The sequence below is a fragment of the Flavobacterium sp. KMS genome, from assembly GCF_000813005.1.
In the GTDB taxonomy this organism is placed as follows: Bacteria; Bacteroidota; Bacteroidia; order Flavobacteriales; family Flavobacteriaceae; genus Flavobacterium.
The window spans coordinates 31,777-50,468 of record NZ_JSYP01000020.1 but is presented as its reverse complement, the minus strand read 5'-3'; the positions used below and the strand labels follow the sequence as shown (position 1 = coordinate 50,468).

The following is an 18,692-nucleotide window of genomic DNA, read 5'->3' as shown; positions in this document are numbered from 1 at the left end:
ATCACATGAAATTCAAGATTATATATACAGGAGAAGAGTCATTCTTTCAATATTATAAAATAAAAGGAAAGAAAACTTTACCATTATCAGCTTATATAGAGATGATAAGAGTTGCAGGATGTAAAGTAAATAATGGAGAAATCAATGTAATACAAAACTTTAAATGGAATCTGCCTATTATAATAGAAAAGGATCCGTTGGTACTTTATATCGAATTATGGGAACAAAAAGAGGGATTCTCTTTTGAATTCTATCAGGAAAATGATGCTTTTCATAAAACAATATATGCACAAGGAAATTTATTAAATGTTTCCAGAGCTATACCTACGAAGATTAAATTGGAGCACTTGGCGGGTATAGTTCCTGAGTTAAACAAAGAAGAATTCTATAAGCAGTTAGCAAATAAATCATTTGAATATAGTAATGAATTACAGAGTATTCATTCTGTATTTCAAATACAAAATCAGTCATGGACAAGGGTTACTCCCAAAGAGGAACATGAGCAGTATGTGTTACCATTAAATATAATTGAAAGTGCTTTTCAGACTTTAAAAGGGCAGCAAGACAGTAATACTTCAAGGATAGAAAGCATTGAAGGAATGCATATATATGGAGATATTAAGGATACACAATGGTGTCAGGTAATCAAGGAAGAAGGTAAAGAGGTACTCTATACCGTTAATCTGCTTAGTGCGGGAGGAGAAGTCCTTTTAGTATTTGAAGGAGTAAAGTTGTTTTCGGATAATAGTGTTTTCGGATTGCAATATTTTGAAGAAGTATGGGAAGAGATTAAAGAAATCAATCAAGAAACCAATCCTTTTCAGGAAAAGAAAATTCTATGTCTGGGTGATACTAATGATGTACTTCTTCACTTTAAAAATGCATTTACAAAACATGGTGCAGCCGTAATTCATGCTCCATCTATGGAGAATATCAAAGGATCTTTTGATTATGTATTTATATTCCCAGATCGTTCTTTGGTACTCAATGATAACGAAAGTATATCTTATGGAAAAGAAGAAGAATTTGTATTTATATGTTTAAAAAAGCTTTTAGAATTAAAAACTAATAATTCTCAGATACAGATTATTACAAACCAGACGCAGAAAGTTTTTCCTACTGATATAGTTCAGGAAAAAGGAGCTGGAATCTTTGGTTTAGTTGGTACTGTAGCTGCCGAAATGCCAACTTGGAATTTTAGAGTAATTGATATCAATGAAAAAGAGTTAATAGATTTTGAAAAATTAGCGATTAAAATACTAGAAGCAAACGAAACATTAGTGGGGTATAGAAACGGAAGTTTTTATAAGAAACTATTAAATACTATAGATGTATTACCTGCATTACCTTATTCTAATAAAATTAGAAAAAACGGAACGTATGTAATTCTTGGAGGAGCTGGTGGATTAGGTAAAATCACTACCGAACACTTGATTAATAAATATAATGCCAAAGTATATTGGTTAGGAAGAAGGCCATTAGATATATCTATAAAAGCTAGTATAGAAGATTTTTCCGGATATAGCAGGAAGCCTGTTTATATTTCATGCGATGCGAATAAACTAGAAGATGTAAAAACTGTCTTTGAACAAATAAAATCTAGTGGAGAAACTATAAACGGTGTAATTCATTCTGCTTTAGTACTGGAAGATAAACCATTTTATGCAATGAGTTTTTCGGATTTTACTAAAGCCTTTGCTCCAAAATCAATAGCAGTTCAAAATTTGGTTCAGGCATTCAAACACGAACCTTTAGATTTTATGTGTTTTTATTCCTCTATTCAAGGGTTTTTTAACGGTCCAGGACAAGCCAATTATGCCGCTGGATGTACCTATAAAAATGCTTTAGCAAAGGTAATTGAGCAAAAATATAATATACCTGCATATACCATTAATTGGGGATATTGGGGGAATATAGGTGTGGCTTCGGATGCTAAATATGCAGATCGAATGGATCAAATGGGAATAGGGAGCATTGAAGCAAAAGAAGGAATGATTGCCTTTGAAAAAATTCTGGAAGGCGAAAAAAAGGAACTATATGCAGTGAAGTTTTCTAAAAAAACGATTGCAAAAAGTTTAACGTCCAGAATAAAAAAGGACTCCTTAGTAAAAAAGATTACTGAAGAGAAAAGACTGATGGATCAATTTGAGTTAAATGCCTCAGATAGTGAAGAACATCAAAATAGTGTATTAGCCATAGTACAAAAAATAGCAGCTTCTCTAATTAAGCTTCCTCAGGAAGAGTTTGATATAGACGAACCTTTTTCTACAATGGGGTACGATTCTATTTTGAGTAGTCAACTTAGCGAATACATAAACAAAGAACTAAATATTGATATCCAACCAACGGACTTATTTAATTATCCTAGTATTCGATCATTGGTGCAATATATTATCGAAAATAAGGACGGTTGGAAACACAAGATAATAGAAACCAAAAATGTAAATATACCAGTACCTAATAAGGAAGAGTATATAACAACCCAAACAATAGATGAAAAAATAGATTCAGGTGATATCGCAATTGTTGGTATGAGTGGAGCTTATGCAGGAGCTTCTAATTTAGAAGAATATTGGGAAGCTCTAAAAGGAGGAGAAAGTCTAATAAGAGAAGCCCCAATAGAAAGATGGGATAGTGCGCTTCATTACAGTCCTATTAAAGGTGAAGAAGATAAAACCTATAGTAAGTGGGGTGGTTTTATGGATAATGTAGACAAGTTTGATGCAGGATTTTTTAAAATATCAGGTATAGAAGCCGAAAACATGGATCCACAACAACGATTGTTTTTAGAGCATTGTTGGCATGCATTAGAAGATGCAAATTTAACGCAAATTCATTTAGATGGTAAACAAGTAGGAGTTTATGCCGGAGTAGGAAATAGCGATTATATACAAAATCCAAAAAACAAGCATGTATCCGTTTTTTGGGGTATGGATAATTCAATTCTTGCAGCCAGAATCTCATATTATTTAAATTTAAGAGGACCTGCAATAGCAATTGATTCAGCATGTTCATCATCATTAGTAGCATTAGAAGCAGCTTGTAGAAACCTGTTAACAAGAAATATTGATATGGGGATTTGTGGAGGCATAAGTTTAGCAGCCACGCCACTATTTCATAAAATGGCAAGCAAAGCAGGAATGTTAAGTGAGGACGGGCAGTGTTTTACATTTGATCATAGAGCAAACGGATTTGTACCAGGAGAAGGTGTAGGCGTAGTGGTTGTTAAGCGATTAAGCGATGCCCTAAGAGATGGTGATATGATTTATGCCGTAATTAAGGGAATACTCACTAACCAAGATGGAGCAACCAATGGAATTTTGGCACCAAGCGCACCATCACAAGAAGCTTTGGAAAAACAAGTATATGAAACTTTTAATATAAATCCAGAAACTATAAGCTATGTAGAAGCGCATGGAACAGGAACTAAATTAGGAGATCCCATAGAAGTGGAAGCTCTTACTAAGGCTTTTAGAACAAAAACACAAAAAAAGAATTACTGTGGTATTGGAAGTGTAAAGACCAACATTGGACATACTCTGCATGCAGCAGGATTAGCGGGATTGCAAAAAGTGATTTTGGCAATGCAACACAAACAAATGCCACCTTCTTTAAATTATCAAAAAAATAACGAATTTATAGATTTTGAGAATAGTCCTTTTTATGTAAATACAGCGCTCAAACCTTGGGATGATTATGTAGGAGGTAAAAGAAGAGCCGCCATTAGCAGTTTTGGTTTTAGCGGAACTAATGCGCATGCTATTATTGAAGAATATATTCCTTCTCCTTCAGAAAAAGGAGAAGAGATAAATGGTAAAGTAATCATCGCTATATCTGCAAAAGATAAAAATAGTCTAGAGCGATATGGCAAAAAAGTATTATCGTTTGTTCAGGACAACCCAAATATTTCATTAAACTCTTTGGCATACACGTTTCAAGTAGGGCGTACTGCAATGGAAGAGCGTTTTGCCTGTGTAGCACAGAATAAAGAAGAGCTACTATTGAAGTTAAAAAACTTTTTAAATCTGGATCGTGAAAAATCTAGCGTCTCAGGTTTTTATACAAATAATATAAGAGTACAAGAGAACACTACTATAAAAGGTATTTCGGGGAAACTATTTGTAGAAAGTGCCATTAAACATGCAGAATTAGAAACTGTAGCAGAATTATGGACACAAGGTGTAAAAATAGATTGGGAGTTATTTTATAATCAAACGATAAAGAAAATTAAAATACCATCGTATCCATTCGAGAGAGATCGATATTGGATTGAGGAAACAGAAATAGAATCTCAAAAAACTTCAAAAATACATCCATTAATTCATCAAAATGCATCGACACTTAACGAGCAGAGATTTGTAAGTGACTTTAATGGTACAGAATATTTTATTAAAGAGCATATAGTAAATGGCTCTGGTTTATTCCCTGGAGCTGCATATATAGAAATGGCAAGAGAAGCCGGAGAAATTAGTACTAATACTGAGATTAATGAATTATATGATCTTACATGGCAAGAACCTTTAAGAGATAAAGAAAACTGGCCTCAGCTTAATACTGTAATCTCAAAAACGGCAAGTTCAGAATATCAATATCAAATATTTTCAACTCACAACGAGAAAAAAGTTATACATAGCTCAGGTAAATTGAGAAAAATATTAGCTAATACTGAGCTTTCAGAACGATTAGATGTAGAGAAAATAAGAACTGAGTTATCTCTATCTAAGAATAAAAAGGAGATATATGAACACTTTAATGATTTAGGATTTGATTATGGAAAAAACTTTCAAGGAATTGAAAATATTAAATATTCTCGGGATAAAGCACTAGTTGAATTAACATTTAAAAAGCAGGATCAGTTTGTTTTAGAGCCAGGTATGTTAGATAGTATATTTCAATGTACTATAGGACTTTCATTAGAAGGAAAAACCAATATAATTTATGTTCCATATAGTATACAAAGGCTTAGTATCTATAAAGACCTACCTCTCAAAGCCTGGTGTTTGGTTGAGTTAGTAGCGACTAAATCTAATGCTGCGGGCATCCGAAAATATAATATGGTTTTGGTAAATAGTTTAGGAGAAACGATTTTAAAGTTAGATGAATTCACACTATTGCCATTAGAAAGCATTCCTGCAGATAAAGATAAAACACAAGAAGATCGCAAAGAAGGAATCCAATATTTTAATAAAGTATGGAAAAATACTGCCCCACAAATAAGTAAGGATAAAGAAAATAAGCAATTGGTTTATTTGGCAGGATTTCAAAATGAGATAGCCGAAAAAATAAAGTGCAATGGTTTGGATGTTAGTGTCCTATCAGATAGTCAAGATCCTAAAGATGCATTTGGGGTTATTTTTAAGAAGCTTAAAGAAATTATAAGAACAAAAGAGGAGATACAGCTTACTATCGTGATAGAAAGCAGCAAGTACAATCAATATGGATATTTGGTAGCATTGCTTCAATCTGCTCAATTAGAATGTTCTAAAGTAGCAGGGAAAGTAATAGTTCTGGAAGATGCGGCTAGAAAGAGTATAGAAGAAATTCTTCAAATTCTATCATCAGAAAGAAATTTGGAAGGTCTAGAAGTTCGATATATAAATGGACAGCGACAAGAAAGAATTTTGGAAGCCATAACTCCAGAAAAACAAACTCCAGAAGTAAAAATTAAGGAAGGAGGAGTGTATTGGTTAACTGGAGGAATGGGTGGTTTAGGACAAATATTCTTAGAACATATTTTGAAAACCAAGGATACAAAAGTAATTCTTACTGGTAGAAGTGTTAGTAACGATGCTTATAAAAAAATAGTAGACTCCTATCCAAATGTGCTATATAGTAGCTGCGATGTATCTGATAAAGAATCAGTAGTACTTCAGTTTCAGCAAATAAAACAACAATTTGGTGGTCTGGACGGAATCATACATAGTGCAGGAATTATAAGAGATTGTTTGATAATTCATAAAACTATAGAAGAAGCAACAGAAGTAGTAAAACCTAAAATGGACGGTATACGATTTTTAGATGAAGTTACTAAAAATGAAAAATTAGATTTTTTTGTAAGTTTTTCTGCCGTAGCAGCAGTAATGGGAAATCAGGGGCAAAGCGATTATGCTGCTGCCAATGCTTACATGGACAATTTTATGACTTACAGAAGGATAAAATATGAACAAGGAGATCGATTTGGTAAGAGCATAAGCATTAATTGGCCGCTATGGGAAAATGGGGGAATGAAAATGTCTGAAGAACAAAAACAGTATATAAAAAATCAAACAGGTATGTTACCAATGCCTAATGAGATAGGGACCAATAGTTTTGATCTCATATTGTTTAGTGAGCATACGCAGATGATGCCAGTATATGGTTTATTAGAAAAAATTAAAACACATAAAGCAAGTATTAAAGAGATTGTAAAAGAGGTAAAGGAGAAGAAAGACAAAGAATACAATCAGGAAACGTTAAAAGCATTTATTACTTCTTATTTAATAGATCTTTTATCAGAAGAATTTAAGTTGCCTAAAGAACGATTTGAACTTCATAAATATTTTGAAGATTTCGGAATAGATTCGATTAGCATTACCAAATTAACGAATAGTTTTGATGCTGTTTTTAATGATATTCCGAGAACCTTATTTTTTGAGTACCAATCACTTCAGGAGTTAATAGGGTATTTTCTAGAAAACCAACAAGCAACAATGCAAGAATTGTTGCTAAAAAATGAAGATTCATTGTATTCATTATCGCATAAAGAAGAAGGTAATGAAACATTTTTGGATGAAGTCGTTGAAGAAAAAAATCAAGATTTAGGTCAATTTATAGCGGAGGACAATCCAAAATATCAAGATGCTTTTTCAGTAGCCAAAAATACAGATAACGAAGAAAAAATAGCAATTATAGGATTAGCAGGAAAGTACCCTGGAGCAAATAATGTACAAGAGTTTTGGGAAAATTTAAAACAAGGAAAAGATAGTATAACCGAAATACCAGATGATCGATGGGATATGACCACTTTTTATGATGAAGAAAAAGGTAAATCAGGTAAAAGTTATAGTAAATGGGGCGGTTTTATAGAAGGAGTAGATAAGTTTGACCCATTATTTTTTAATATATCTCCTCGAGAAGCAGAAATTATGGAGCCTCAAGAGCGATTGTTTTTACAAACAGCTTGGGAAACTATTGAAGATGCAGGTTATACAAGAGAGCAATTAGGACAGTCGACTCAAGCAAACGAAATGACTGGCAATGTAGGTGTTTTTGTAGGCGTAATGTATGAAGAATATCAACTATATGGTATAGAAGAACAGCATAAAGGAAATCAGATTCATCTAGTAGGTAATCCGAGTAGTATAGCCAATAGGGTTTCTTATTTCTTTAATTTTCATGGACCAAGTATGGCTCTCGATACGATGTGTTCCTCTTCGATAACTGCAGTAGAATTGGCTTGCCAGAGTATTATGAACGGAGATTGTAAGGCAGCAATTGCAGGTGGAGTAAACGTAAGTATTCATCCTAATAAATATTTGCTTTTAAGTAAAGCTGGATTTGCATCTAGTACAGGACGTTGTAAAAGTTTTGGAGAAGGTGGCGATGGCTATGTACCATCTGAAGGAGTTGGGGCAGTTTTGCTAAAAAAAATGTCTGACGCAGAGCGTGATGGAGATCATATTTATGGCGTTATCAGAGGCGCTTCGTTAAACCATGGCGGAAAAACGAATGGATACACGGTTCCTAATCCCAAAGCTCAAACTTCGGTAATTAAAAGAGCTATGGAAAAGGCTAACCTCAACGCAAATGAAATTTCATATATCGAAGCTCATGGTACAGGAACAAGTTTAGGAGATCCGATAGAAGTAGCGAGTCTTAAAAAAGCATTTCAGGTAGACAATGAAGATTATTTATGCAAGATTGGCTCTGTAAAATCTAATATAGGACATTGCGAATCGGCTGCAGGAATATCAGGAATAACAAAAGTATTGTTACAATTAAAGCATAAACAATTAGTACCATCTATTCATGCAGAGGAACAAAATGCTAATATTAATTTTAGTAATACTCCATTTAGGGTACAAAAAATATTAGAACCATGGGATACTAATGGAAACTCGAGAATAGCAGGTATTAGTAGTTTTGGAGCAGGAGGTAGTAATGCTCATTTGATTATTGAAGAATACAATATTCAAGAAAGGCAAGATAACTATGACCAGCCAATACCGCTATGGGTTATGTCTGCAAAATCAGAGAAACAACTAAAGGAATATGTAGAGAAGCTTTTGAAATTTATAAAAGATCAGGAAGAACTTTTACCGCAAGAAGTTGCATACACGCTTCAGGTAGGAAGAGAAGCAATGTCGCATCGACTCGCTTTTTATGCTACTACTATTGAGGAAGCAATCACCCAATTAAATGCTTATTTGGATGGAGTTTCGTTAGATTATTATTACGGAACTATAAATCCAGATGTACTAATGAAGGACGATGTAGCAGATACTGAAATCAAAAGATTATGGGAAACCGGGGATGCAAGGATATTAGAATTATGGTGTTTGGGAAGAAAGACTGAATGGTCTATGTACTATGATAAAAAACAATTACCTCAAAAGATAAGCTTACCTACATACCCTTTTGTAAAAAAACATTGTTGGTTTTCTAAAATTGATAAAGCTAGCGAAAGTGTTGTAAAATCAAAGGAAGCCACACAGATACATCCTATGCTTCATGAAAACATTTCGGATCTGGAAGGAATTAAATTTCAAAGTGATTTCTCAGGAAACGAAACGTTCTTAAAAGATCATTTGGTAAATTCTGAAAAACTATTTCCAGGAGTTGCCTATATAGAATTGGCTAGAAAAGCACTAGAAGAAGTAACACATCAGGAGGTATTACAACTCAAAGACATTACTTGGTTGAAACCATTAAAAGTTGAAAATAAAACAAAAAAAGTTACCACTCTGGTATCTAAAGATAAAAGCGAAATTGTAGTTCAAATATCAAGTAATGAAGAAGGGAAAAGTATAACGCATGCCGAGATAAAACTGGGCAGAGAAGAGTTAAAACAACCCTTGCAATACAATATTTCGCTTTTAAAAGAACAAATGCAAGGAGAGAAAGAAGGTGCAGCATGTTATGAGGCTTTTAAAAAGGTAGGTTTAGAATATGGTGATAGTTTTCAAGGAATCAAAAAAATGTATTTTAATGATCATGAATCATTGGTTAGGATTGATTTACCTACATATGAAGGTGTTGTATTAAATCCAGGAGTTTTAGATGCGGCATTGCAAGCAACTATTGGTGTAGATTTTAATAACAAAGAAGGAGGACTTCAATTACCATATAGCCTTCAGGCGGTAGATATCTATGCCAAAGATCTATCGGAAGCTTCTTGGTGTTATGTACAAAAGCATAATGAAAAAAGCAGAACACAAAAATATTCAATGCAAGTATTGGATCAAGATGGAAATGTATTGATAGGAATGAGAGATTTTGTGTCGATACCATTAAGTCCGGAACCAAAAATAAAGCAAGAAAAGAACGATAGTGAGTCTATTGGAATTTATTATGAATCTGTATGGGAGCAAACATCTTTCGAAAATCAAGTTCAGGTTGCTCATAAAAAGAATGCTTTTATTGGAACTAAAAACGAATACACTTTAAGATTAGAAAAAGAAATACAAACCAATGGAGGAAGTGTAAGCTGGTATAGAGATGTAATGGAAGTTCCTTTGGACATAAAATCTATTTATTTTTTGCAAGGTATATGGGATGCAAATGATAAAAGCGAGGGGCTTGAGCAAATTGATAAAATAGAATTAAATGTATTTAACAATATAAAAGCTTTACAAAAAAGAAGTACCGAAAAACTAGAAATAGTATTTGTAACTAAACAAACTCAAAAGGTAATTTCTTCGGACATAGTTACTGAAAAAGGAGCAGGTATTGTTGGATTTGTTGGTTCATTGGTAAAAGAAGAAATGAACTGGGTTTTTAAAAGTGTAGATGTTTCGGAGCCCAATGATATGAAGAGTATACTTCAAGTTTCCTATTCTAAAATGGGAGAATCATTTGCGATTAGAAATTTCAATTTATATCAAAATATACTTGTACCAGTAGAAGATAAAATAAAAAAGCAATATTCAAAATTTAGAAAAGGCGGAGTATATGTGATTTTAGGAGGAGCAGGTGGTTTAGGAAAAGTTACAACTTCATACTTAGTAAAAGAATATCAGGCCAAAGTGTATTGGTTAGGAAGAAAAGAGCAAGACGATACTATTACAGCAGCAATTGAAGAAATAGCACAATACGGAGTATCTCCAACATATATCCAATGTGATGCAGGCAATAAGCTAAGCATGCAATCGGCGTATACACAAATCAAGCTTACATCTGAAGATATCAATGGGATTTTTCATTCGGCTATAGTGCTCAATGATAAAATAATTGCCAATATGAGCGAAGAAGATTTTACAAAATCATTCTACCCAAAATCAGTAGGAAGTCAATATTTAATAGAGGCTTTTAGCCAGGAAGAATTGGACTTTATTTGTTTTTATTCCTCAGCACAAAGTTTCTTTAGAGCAGCTGGTCAATCTAATTACGCTGCAGGATGTACCTATAAAGATAGTTTAGCAAAACAAGTTCAGCAAAAATCAGGAATCCCAACCTATGTAATCCATTGGGGATATTGGGGGAATACAGGAATTGTTTCAACTAAGGGGTACGAACAACGTATGCAACAAATGGGTATAGGAAGTATTAATGAAGCTGAAGGTATGCAATCGTTAGAAAAAGTTTTCACACAAAAAAGCGGTCAACTTTTCGTAATGAAATTTTTGAATGATGCCGTAATTAAGAGAATGAATATTTTTCAATTGAAAAAGCAAAAAGTTCAACCTCCAAAAGTGGCAACAATAGAACTTAAAAGAATCAAATTAACGTCTCCAAAACAAATCTTAAATTAAAATGACTACTATAAAAAATAATGCTATAGAAATGGAAAGGATATGTTATAAATCTTTACTCAGTATTTTAATGAGTATGGGGTTTAGAAATGACATAGCTAGCGAAATAGACCTGTTAAAAATAGAATTAAAGGTTATTGATAAACACACTCGTTTGCTGGAAGAATGTATTCGTAGTTTGAAAAGCCATAAATATCTTCACGAAAATGAAGGGATGCTAACGATTTCTAAAGTAATTCAGGATGAATTAAGAGATTTTGATTGGCAGGTAACATTACAAAAAAGCACTATAGAAATGCCAGAAATGGCAAATCATGCTAAATTATTATTTGCATGTCTGGAAGGGTTACAGTCCATATTTCAAGGAAAGGTTAATGCAACAGATGTAATGTTTCCTGATGGAAGTATGGAGCTGGTTTCTGGAGTCTATAAAGGGAATGAACAAGCCGATTATTTTAATGATATACTATGTCAGGTAGTAGAAAATATTGTAGCAGATAATGTTGAAGCCTTAGGAGAAGGAGAAAAATTTACCATCCTGGAAGTTGGAGCAGGTACAGGAGGAACAAGTAATTTATTATTTAAGGTATTAAGTGCATACAAAGATAAAATAAGTTATGTATACACAGATTTATCCAAAAGCTTCTTGTTTCATGCAGAGAAGCATTACAAAAGCATTGCGCCTTATCTGGAAACTAAACTTTTTAATATCGAAAAGTCACCAGAAAATCAGGAACTCCCATTAGGAAGTTTTGATATGGTAATTGGAGCAAATGTAGTACATGCAACAAAAAACATTAGAAATAGCCTTCAAAATATAAAAGGAGTGCTCAAGAAAAATGGAGTGTTGGTATTAAATGAAATAGCTCAGAATGATATATACGCAACCCTCACATTTGGATTGCTCGATGGCTGGTGGTTGTATGAAGATGCAGAAGTAAGGCTGGAAGGTAGCCCGGGATTATCTACTGCGGGATGGCAAAAAGTATTAACAGATACAGGCTTTGTCAATGCGATGAATTACCCAGAAGACGAAGAATTATTTCAACAAATTATAATATCTCAAAGTGATGGCGAAATTATCTTGGCAAAAGAGGAGGTTAAAGTAGCACAAAGTGTTAGAGAAATTAAATCGGATAAAGCAGCAATAGATTCTAACAATGCTACGGAATCATCACAAACTGTAGATATTAGAGAGATAGAAAATTTTATAAAGACAAAATTAGCTTTAGTGCTAAAAATGGAGGTTTCAGAATTTGATGAGATAACACCAATGTCTGATTATGGAGTAGATTCAATTATAGGATTAGAATTAATAAAGGAAATAAATGAAACGCTAACAGATGCAATTCCAACTACAATATTATTTGATTATCCTACCATAAAAGAATTTTCTAAATACTTGGCAGAAGAACATAGTTCGGCTTTTACTATGCAGCCAGCAGTATCAAAAAATGAAACCAGGCTAGAGAATGAAGTCTTAAAGCAACCAGTAGAAACAATAAAAGAAGAAGAAACAGCTTTTTTTATAAATAAAGAAAAAAGTCAAGCGCAACGCCTATGGTTAGAAAAACCTGCCACGATAGCAGATATTAAGGTTGTTGAATTTAATTTACCCGCAATACAACAAGATGAGGTTCTGGTTGAGATTTCTCATTTCTCGCTCAATTTTGGGGATTTACTTTGTGTAAAAGGATTATATCCTACAATGCCTCCGTATCCTTTTTCGCCAGGATTTGAGGCCTCGGGAACGATTATGGAAGTAGGCGAAAGAGTAACCAATTTTAAGACTGGAGATAGAGTAATAGTAATGACTGATGGGAGTTACGGATTGCATAGTACACATTGTGTTGCTAATGAATTACAGCTGTTATCCATACCCGAAAATCAATCTTTTGAAGAAGCATGTGCAATTCCTACAGTAGCGATGACTATGGTAGAAGCTTTTAGGAGAGTACAGATAAAAAAAGGAGATTATATTTTAATTCAAACCGCCACAGGTGGTATCGGACATATTGCTGTACAATTAGCCAAATATTTTGAATTAAAGATTATTGCCACAGCAGGCAGTGATGATAAAATAAATTATTTAAAGCAAATAGGAGTTCCATATACGATTAATTATAGAGAACAAAATTTTGAAGAAGAAGTAAATAAAATAACGAATGGCCAAGGGGTAATGGTTGTTGTGAATACGCTTTCGGGCGAAAATATTCAGAAAGGAATCAATTGTTTAGGAAAAAGAGGGCAGTATATAGAGTTATCGATGACAGCATTAAAATCGGCAAATAAAATCGATTTGAGTAAATTTTCAAACAATCAAACCTTTATAGCAGTTGATTTAAGAAAATTAATAGGCGAAGATCGAGAATATATTGAAGGCTTATGGGCTGAATGTAAAGAATATATAGAAAAGGGAATTTTAAAATCAGTGATAAGTACAGAAGTTGCTTTTGAAGATTATAAAAAAGCCTATACAATATTAGAAGACAGAAATAATATTGGTAAAGTCATTGTAAGAGCCAATTCGGCAAGAACGTCACAGATAGAAATTCCATTACGTAATTCTACAGAAAGTAAAAAATCCAATCAAAACGCCAAAGCATTGGATATAGCTATAGTTGGAATGAGTGGGCAATATGGTAGTGCAAAGGATTTAAATGATTTTTGGGAAAAAATAAAAGAAGGGGAAAGCCTTATAGAAGAAGTACCAAATGATAGATGGAATATTGAAGAACATTTCTCTGCAGATCAGGAAGTAGCTAATAAAACCTATAGTAAATGGGGAAGTTTTTTAAGAGACATAGATAAATTTGATCCCCTGTTTTTTAGAATATCTGGTAAAGAAGCGGAGGGTATGGATCCGCAACAACGTTTATTTTTAGAACATTGCTGGAAGGCTTTTGAAGATGCAGCTATTGTATCAGATCAGTTAAATGGGGCAAAATGCGGAATATATGTTGGAGCAGGACAAGGAGATTATGTGCAAACAAATAATCTGGAAAATGCAGCAATTTATTGGGGAAATAGTAGTGCCATCTTAGCTTCAAGAATATCCTATTTCCTTAATTTAAAAGGTCCTGCTATTGCTATAGATACAGCATGTTCATCATCATTGGTGGCAATAGAGATGGCTTGCAAAAGTTTATATCACAAAGAAATTGATGTAGCATTAAGCGGTGGCGTATTTATTAATACAACACCTAGATTTTACAAATTATCAAGCAAGGCAGGTATGCTAAGTAAAGACGGTCAATGTTATGCTTTTGATCATCGTGCCAATGGGTTTGTACCAGGAGAAGGGGTAGGCGTTCTGGTACTTAAGAGATTAGAAGATGCAAAAAGAGATGGCGATTATATACATGGTATTATAAAAGGAGTAGAAACTAATCAGGATGGAACTACAAATGGGATTTTAGCACCAAGTATGAAATCTCAGGAAGAATTAGAAAATGCAGTATATCAAAAATATGATATTCACCCAGATAGCATAACTTATATAGAGGCGCATGGTACTGGAACAGGCCTTGGTGATCCTATAGAGTTTGAAGGATTAACACGTGCTTTTAGAAAACAAACCAATAACACTAATTATTGCGGATTAGGGAGTGTAAAAACTAATATTGGCCATACTGTTTATGCAGCTGGAGTAGCAGGAGTACAAAAAGTAATATTGGCATTACAGCATAAAAAAATACCGCCAACTTTAAATTATGAAAAGGCAAATAGTTTAATAAACTTAGAAAACAGTCCTTTTTATATAACAAATAAAATACAAGACTGGGTTACTGCTGATGCAACACCAAGGAGAGCAGCGGTAAGTAGTTTTGGGTTTAGCGGAACAAATGCCCATCTGGTTGTAGAAGAGTATGAAAATAAGCATCAACAAAACCGTTCTAATAAAGAGTTTGTTATACCAATATCTGCAAAAAGCGAGAAAGCTCTTGAACGCCAAATAAAACAACTTATTGATTACCTGGAGCAAAAACCAGTAATTTCTATTGCAGATGTAGCGTATACTTTGCAAATAGGACGTCAATCTATGGAATTCCGTAGCGTATTTATAACAGATTCTATAACAGACTTTTTAATTAAGCTAAAGAACGATAAGAGTACTGTAAGTTCAAGCGCAATCTCGGCGAAAGAAAAAAATCAATTCAAGACCTTTTTGTCAAACGGAGCGGGAGAAGCTTATATAAAATATGCTACAGAACATAATGAATATCAGTCTTTGGCCAGTTTATGGGCTATGGGCGTAGCTGTCGACTGGAATAAATTATATAGTGATAATAAAGAGAAACCTCAAAGAATAAGCTTACCAACGTATGCTTTTGAAAAAGACAGGTATTGGTTAAAAAACAATACCATTATCGAGTCGAATCAAGGAATACAAAAACGACATCCTTTGTTACATCAAAGTGTAAGCGTAGATGAGGGAATTCAAAAATTTAGCAGTACTTATTTAGGAGAAGAGCACTTTTTTAGAGATCATATTTTTAGAAATAAAAAAATATTACCAGGAGTAGCTTATTTAGAGCTAGCCAAAACTGCTGGAGAAAAGAGTATAGAAAAACATATTACGCAATTTAAAAACGTGTTATGGCTTCAGCCTATATGGCATCAAGGAAATGAAGTAAAAATTGAAACAGAAATCATCAAACAAAAGGGAAGCCTTCAATATGTTGTATATAGTAACATAGAAGGAAAAGATACTTTGGGTTCGGAAAAACAAATTCATAGCCAAGGAGAACTGACCTCAATCGAAGTCTCAACACCTATAAAACATGATATAGAGAAAATTAAAAAATCTCTTAACAAAAGTATTTCCAGAGATGCTTTCTATAAGACATACCAAGAAATAGGATTAGAGTTAGGAGCCTCTTTTAGAGGAGTGCAACACTTGTGGTATAACTCTTCTGAAGCAATTTCTAAAATTGAATTGCCAAAAGGAGAAGGATATACTTTGACTCCAGGTATTATGGATAGTGCTTTGCAAACATGTATAGGGATTAATTTAGAAAAAGAAGTAACAGGACTTCTATTTCCTTTTAGCGTAGAGCAGATTGATATTTACCAACCATTAGAAGAGAATATATGGTCGTATGTACGAAAAAGTAAAAACAACAAATCAGATGAAGTCATTAATTATGACGTAGATATTTGTAATCTGAATGGAGAAGTATTAATCGCATTTCAGAATGTATTATTTCTGCCAGAAAGAAAAACAATGCCAGAAATAATAACAACTGAGCAAGCACAATTTTATAAACCAGTTTGGAAAGAGACTCCAATAAGTGCTAAAAGAAATGCCGAAGTAAAACGTAAAATAGTAATCTGTGATGCTGCTCCAGAAATGGCAGCACATTTTCATGAATTATTAAATACGGATATAGCTGTGATTGAAGCCAATTCTGCCGAAACTTATTTTGAAAAGACAATAGCAATAATCAAGGAATTGATAACAAGCAAAGAAACTGTCGAACTAATCCTTGCATATCCTATAAATAAGCAGTTAGACATAGCGTTTTTAAGTGCTTTATTAAAAACAGCTTCGCTAGAGAACTCAAAAATCATAACAAAAATGATAGGAGTTGATAAGGAGTTTACAATATCAAATAGTGTCGTTATTTCTAAAATAATTGAAAATGAAATAGCATCAACAGATCAGGAAATTAAATATACGAAAGGAAACAGAAATTGTAAACAGCTAGAACTAGTTAGCCTTCCAAATTCTAAAGGAAAAACAGCTATTAAAAGAAATGGTCTCTATGTGATTACTGGAGGAATGGGGAGTTTAGGACGCATTTTGGCAACACATATAAGTAGTCATAAAAAAGCTAAAGTCATTCTTTTAGGACGTAAAAGATTAAATAAAAGTCAACAAGATTTTATTGGGAATTTGCCAAATGTAACCTACATGATTTGTGATTTAGCAAGTGAGCAAAAAGTACAGAATACAATTTCTAAAATTAAAACAAAGTTTGGAAATATAAACGGACTCATTCACGCAGCAGGAATCACAAAAGATAGTTTAATCCTAGCCAAAACAGAAGAAGAAGCTAAAAGTGTTTTTACTCCAAAAATGGAAGGACTAAAACACTTAGACGAAGTATGTAAAGATGAACCTTTAGACTTTATGATGCTATTTTCTTCTATCGTAAGTGAATTAGGAAATATTGGGCAATCAGATTATGCTGCAGCCAATGCCTATCTTAATAATTATGCTTTATATAGAGAAGAGAAACGATTACAAGGAAACAGACAAGGTAAAACCTATAGTATTGGATGGGGATTTTGGCAAGATGGAGGAATGAGATTGCAAAATGAACAAATAGCCTATTTAGAGACTCAATGGGGGATGAAACCAATGCCAACAGAAGTAGGATTAGAATTATTTGAAACAATTTTATCTACAAATTCTCAAAATATAATAGTAGCCTATGGAGATTCGAAAAAAATAGGAAATGTTATTACGAACCATTTTACTGAAAAGAAAAAGGATGAAAATGCAGTAGAACAAATTGGAAAAAATGTTAGAGAAGCGCTCACGGATAAGTTACACTTATTGATTGCAGATCTATTAAAGCTAGATAAAGATAAAATAGAAAGAGATAAAGATTTAGCATTATATGGAGTAGATTCAATTTTACTAACCGAATTAAATGCTGAGCTGAATGCTTATTATGAGATTTCATTATTACCGTCAGTATTTTACAATAATACAACTATAGAAAGTTTAGCTGAGCATTTATTAGAGGAATATAATGCAGCCGTTCATGATAAACATCAAGACATTGATGCAGTAATTTCAGAAAACGGATCAAGTAATAAAAATACCTCATCGAGTACAAAAAATAACGAGCATAGCCTAAGTCAGCTAGATACTAACGAATTACAAAGTACCATAGAAGGGTCTTCTTATTTGATACAATTTCATAAGATAGTACCCGAAAAACCTAATGTTTTTATTATACCAGGAGTTCCGGGTATTGCGTATGGATATTATGAATTAGCAGAGCAGTTCTCTAAATATGGAAACTGTTATGGAATCACTATGCAAGGAATTTTTGATAATAAAAAACCACTAGACAGCATAGAAAAAATGGCTAGCCATAATGTAGCTGAGATTGCTAAAATAGCACAACCAGACTCAGCGATATATCTTGTTACGCATAGTTTTGGCGGACTAATTAGTTATGAAATGGTAAAGCAGTTACAAGCATTATGTATAGAAGTTAAACAAATATTTATGCTCGATTGTTTTCCTAATACATTATCCAGCAACGAGATGGATAAAACTGTTTTGTTCCTTAATTTATTCCCTGAAATATTTGATAAAGTAGAAATAGAAGCTTTAAAAAATAGAGTACAAGCCATTCTACAAGAAAAAAATACAGTTAGAAAGGAATTATTATATGATTTCATTACAACAAATGGAGTAACAGTAAATGAACAAATGTTTGGAAAACTATGGGATGTTTTTGATGTATCTATGAGTTGTACTTACGAAATGGATATTCAGCATCAGGTTCCTATTACACTAGCCAAAGTAAAAGATCAGGTAATTACAAATGGATCCTATGATTTAGGTTGGAGTCCATATTTTGAACAGGTAGAAGTAATAGATGTAGAAGGAGATCATTTTTCGATAATAAGAGAACCTCATTGCTCCAAATGGGTTAAAGAAATAACATTTTATAAAGAACAAAAAGAACAAGAATCCTTGAATTAAATAACATAAAA

Annotated in this window: 2 protein-coding genes; both read left to right on the top strand. The window is 33.2% G+C overall.

From position 1 onward, the window contains the following. Positions 1-5 precede the first annotated feature (5 nt). On the top strand, positions 6-10,949 hold the full coding sequence (locus tag OA93_RS24230; RefSeq protein WP_131474505.1) for an SDR family NAD(P)-dependent oxidoreductase: 10,944 nt from the start codon (positions 6-8) through the stop codon (positions 10,947-10,949). Between the two features lies 1 nt (position 10,950). Then, positions 10,951-18,681, top strand: coding sequence for an SDR family NAD(P)-dependent oxidoreductase (locus OA93_RS24225; protein WP_082001843.1), 7,731 nt, complete (start codon positions 10,951-10,953; stop codon positions 18,679-18,681). Positions 18,682-18,692 lie beyond the last annotated feature (11 nt).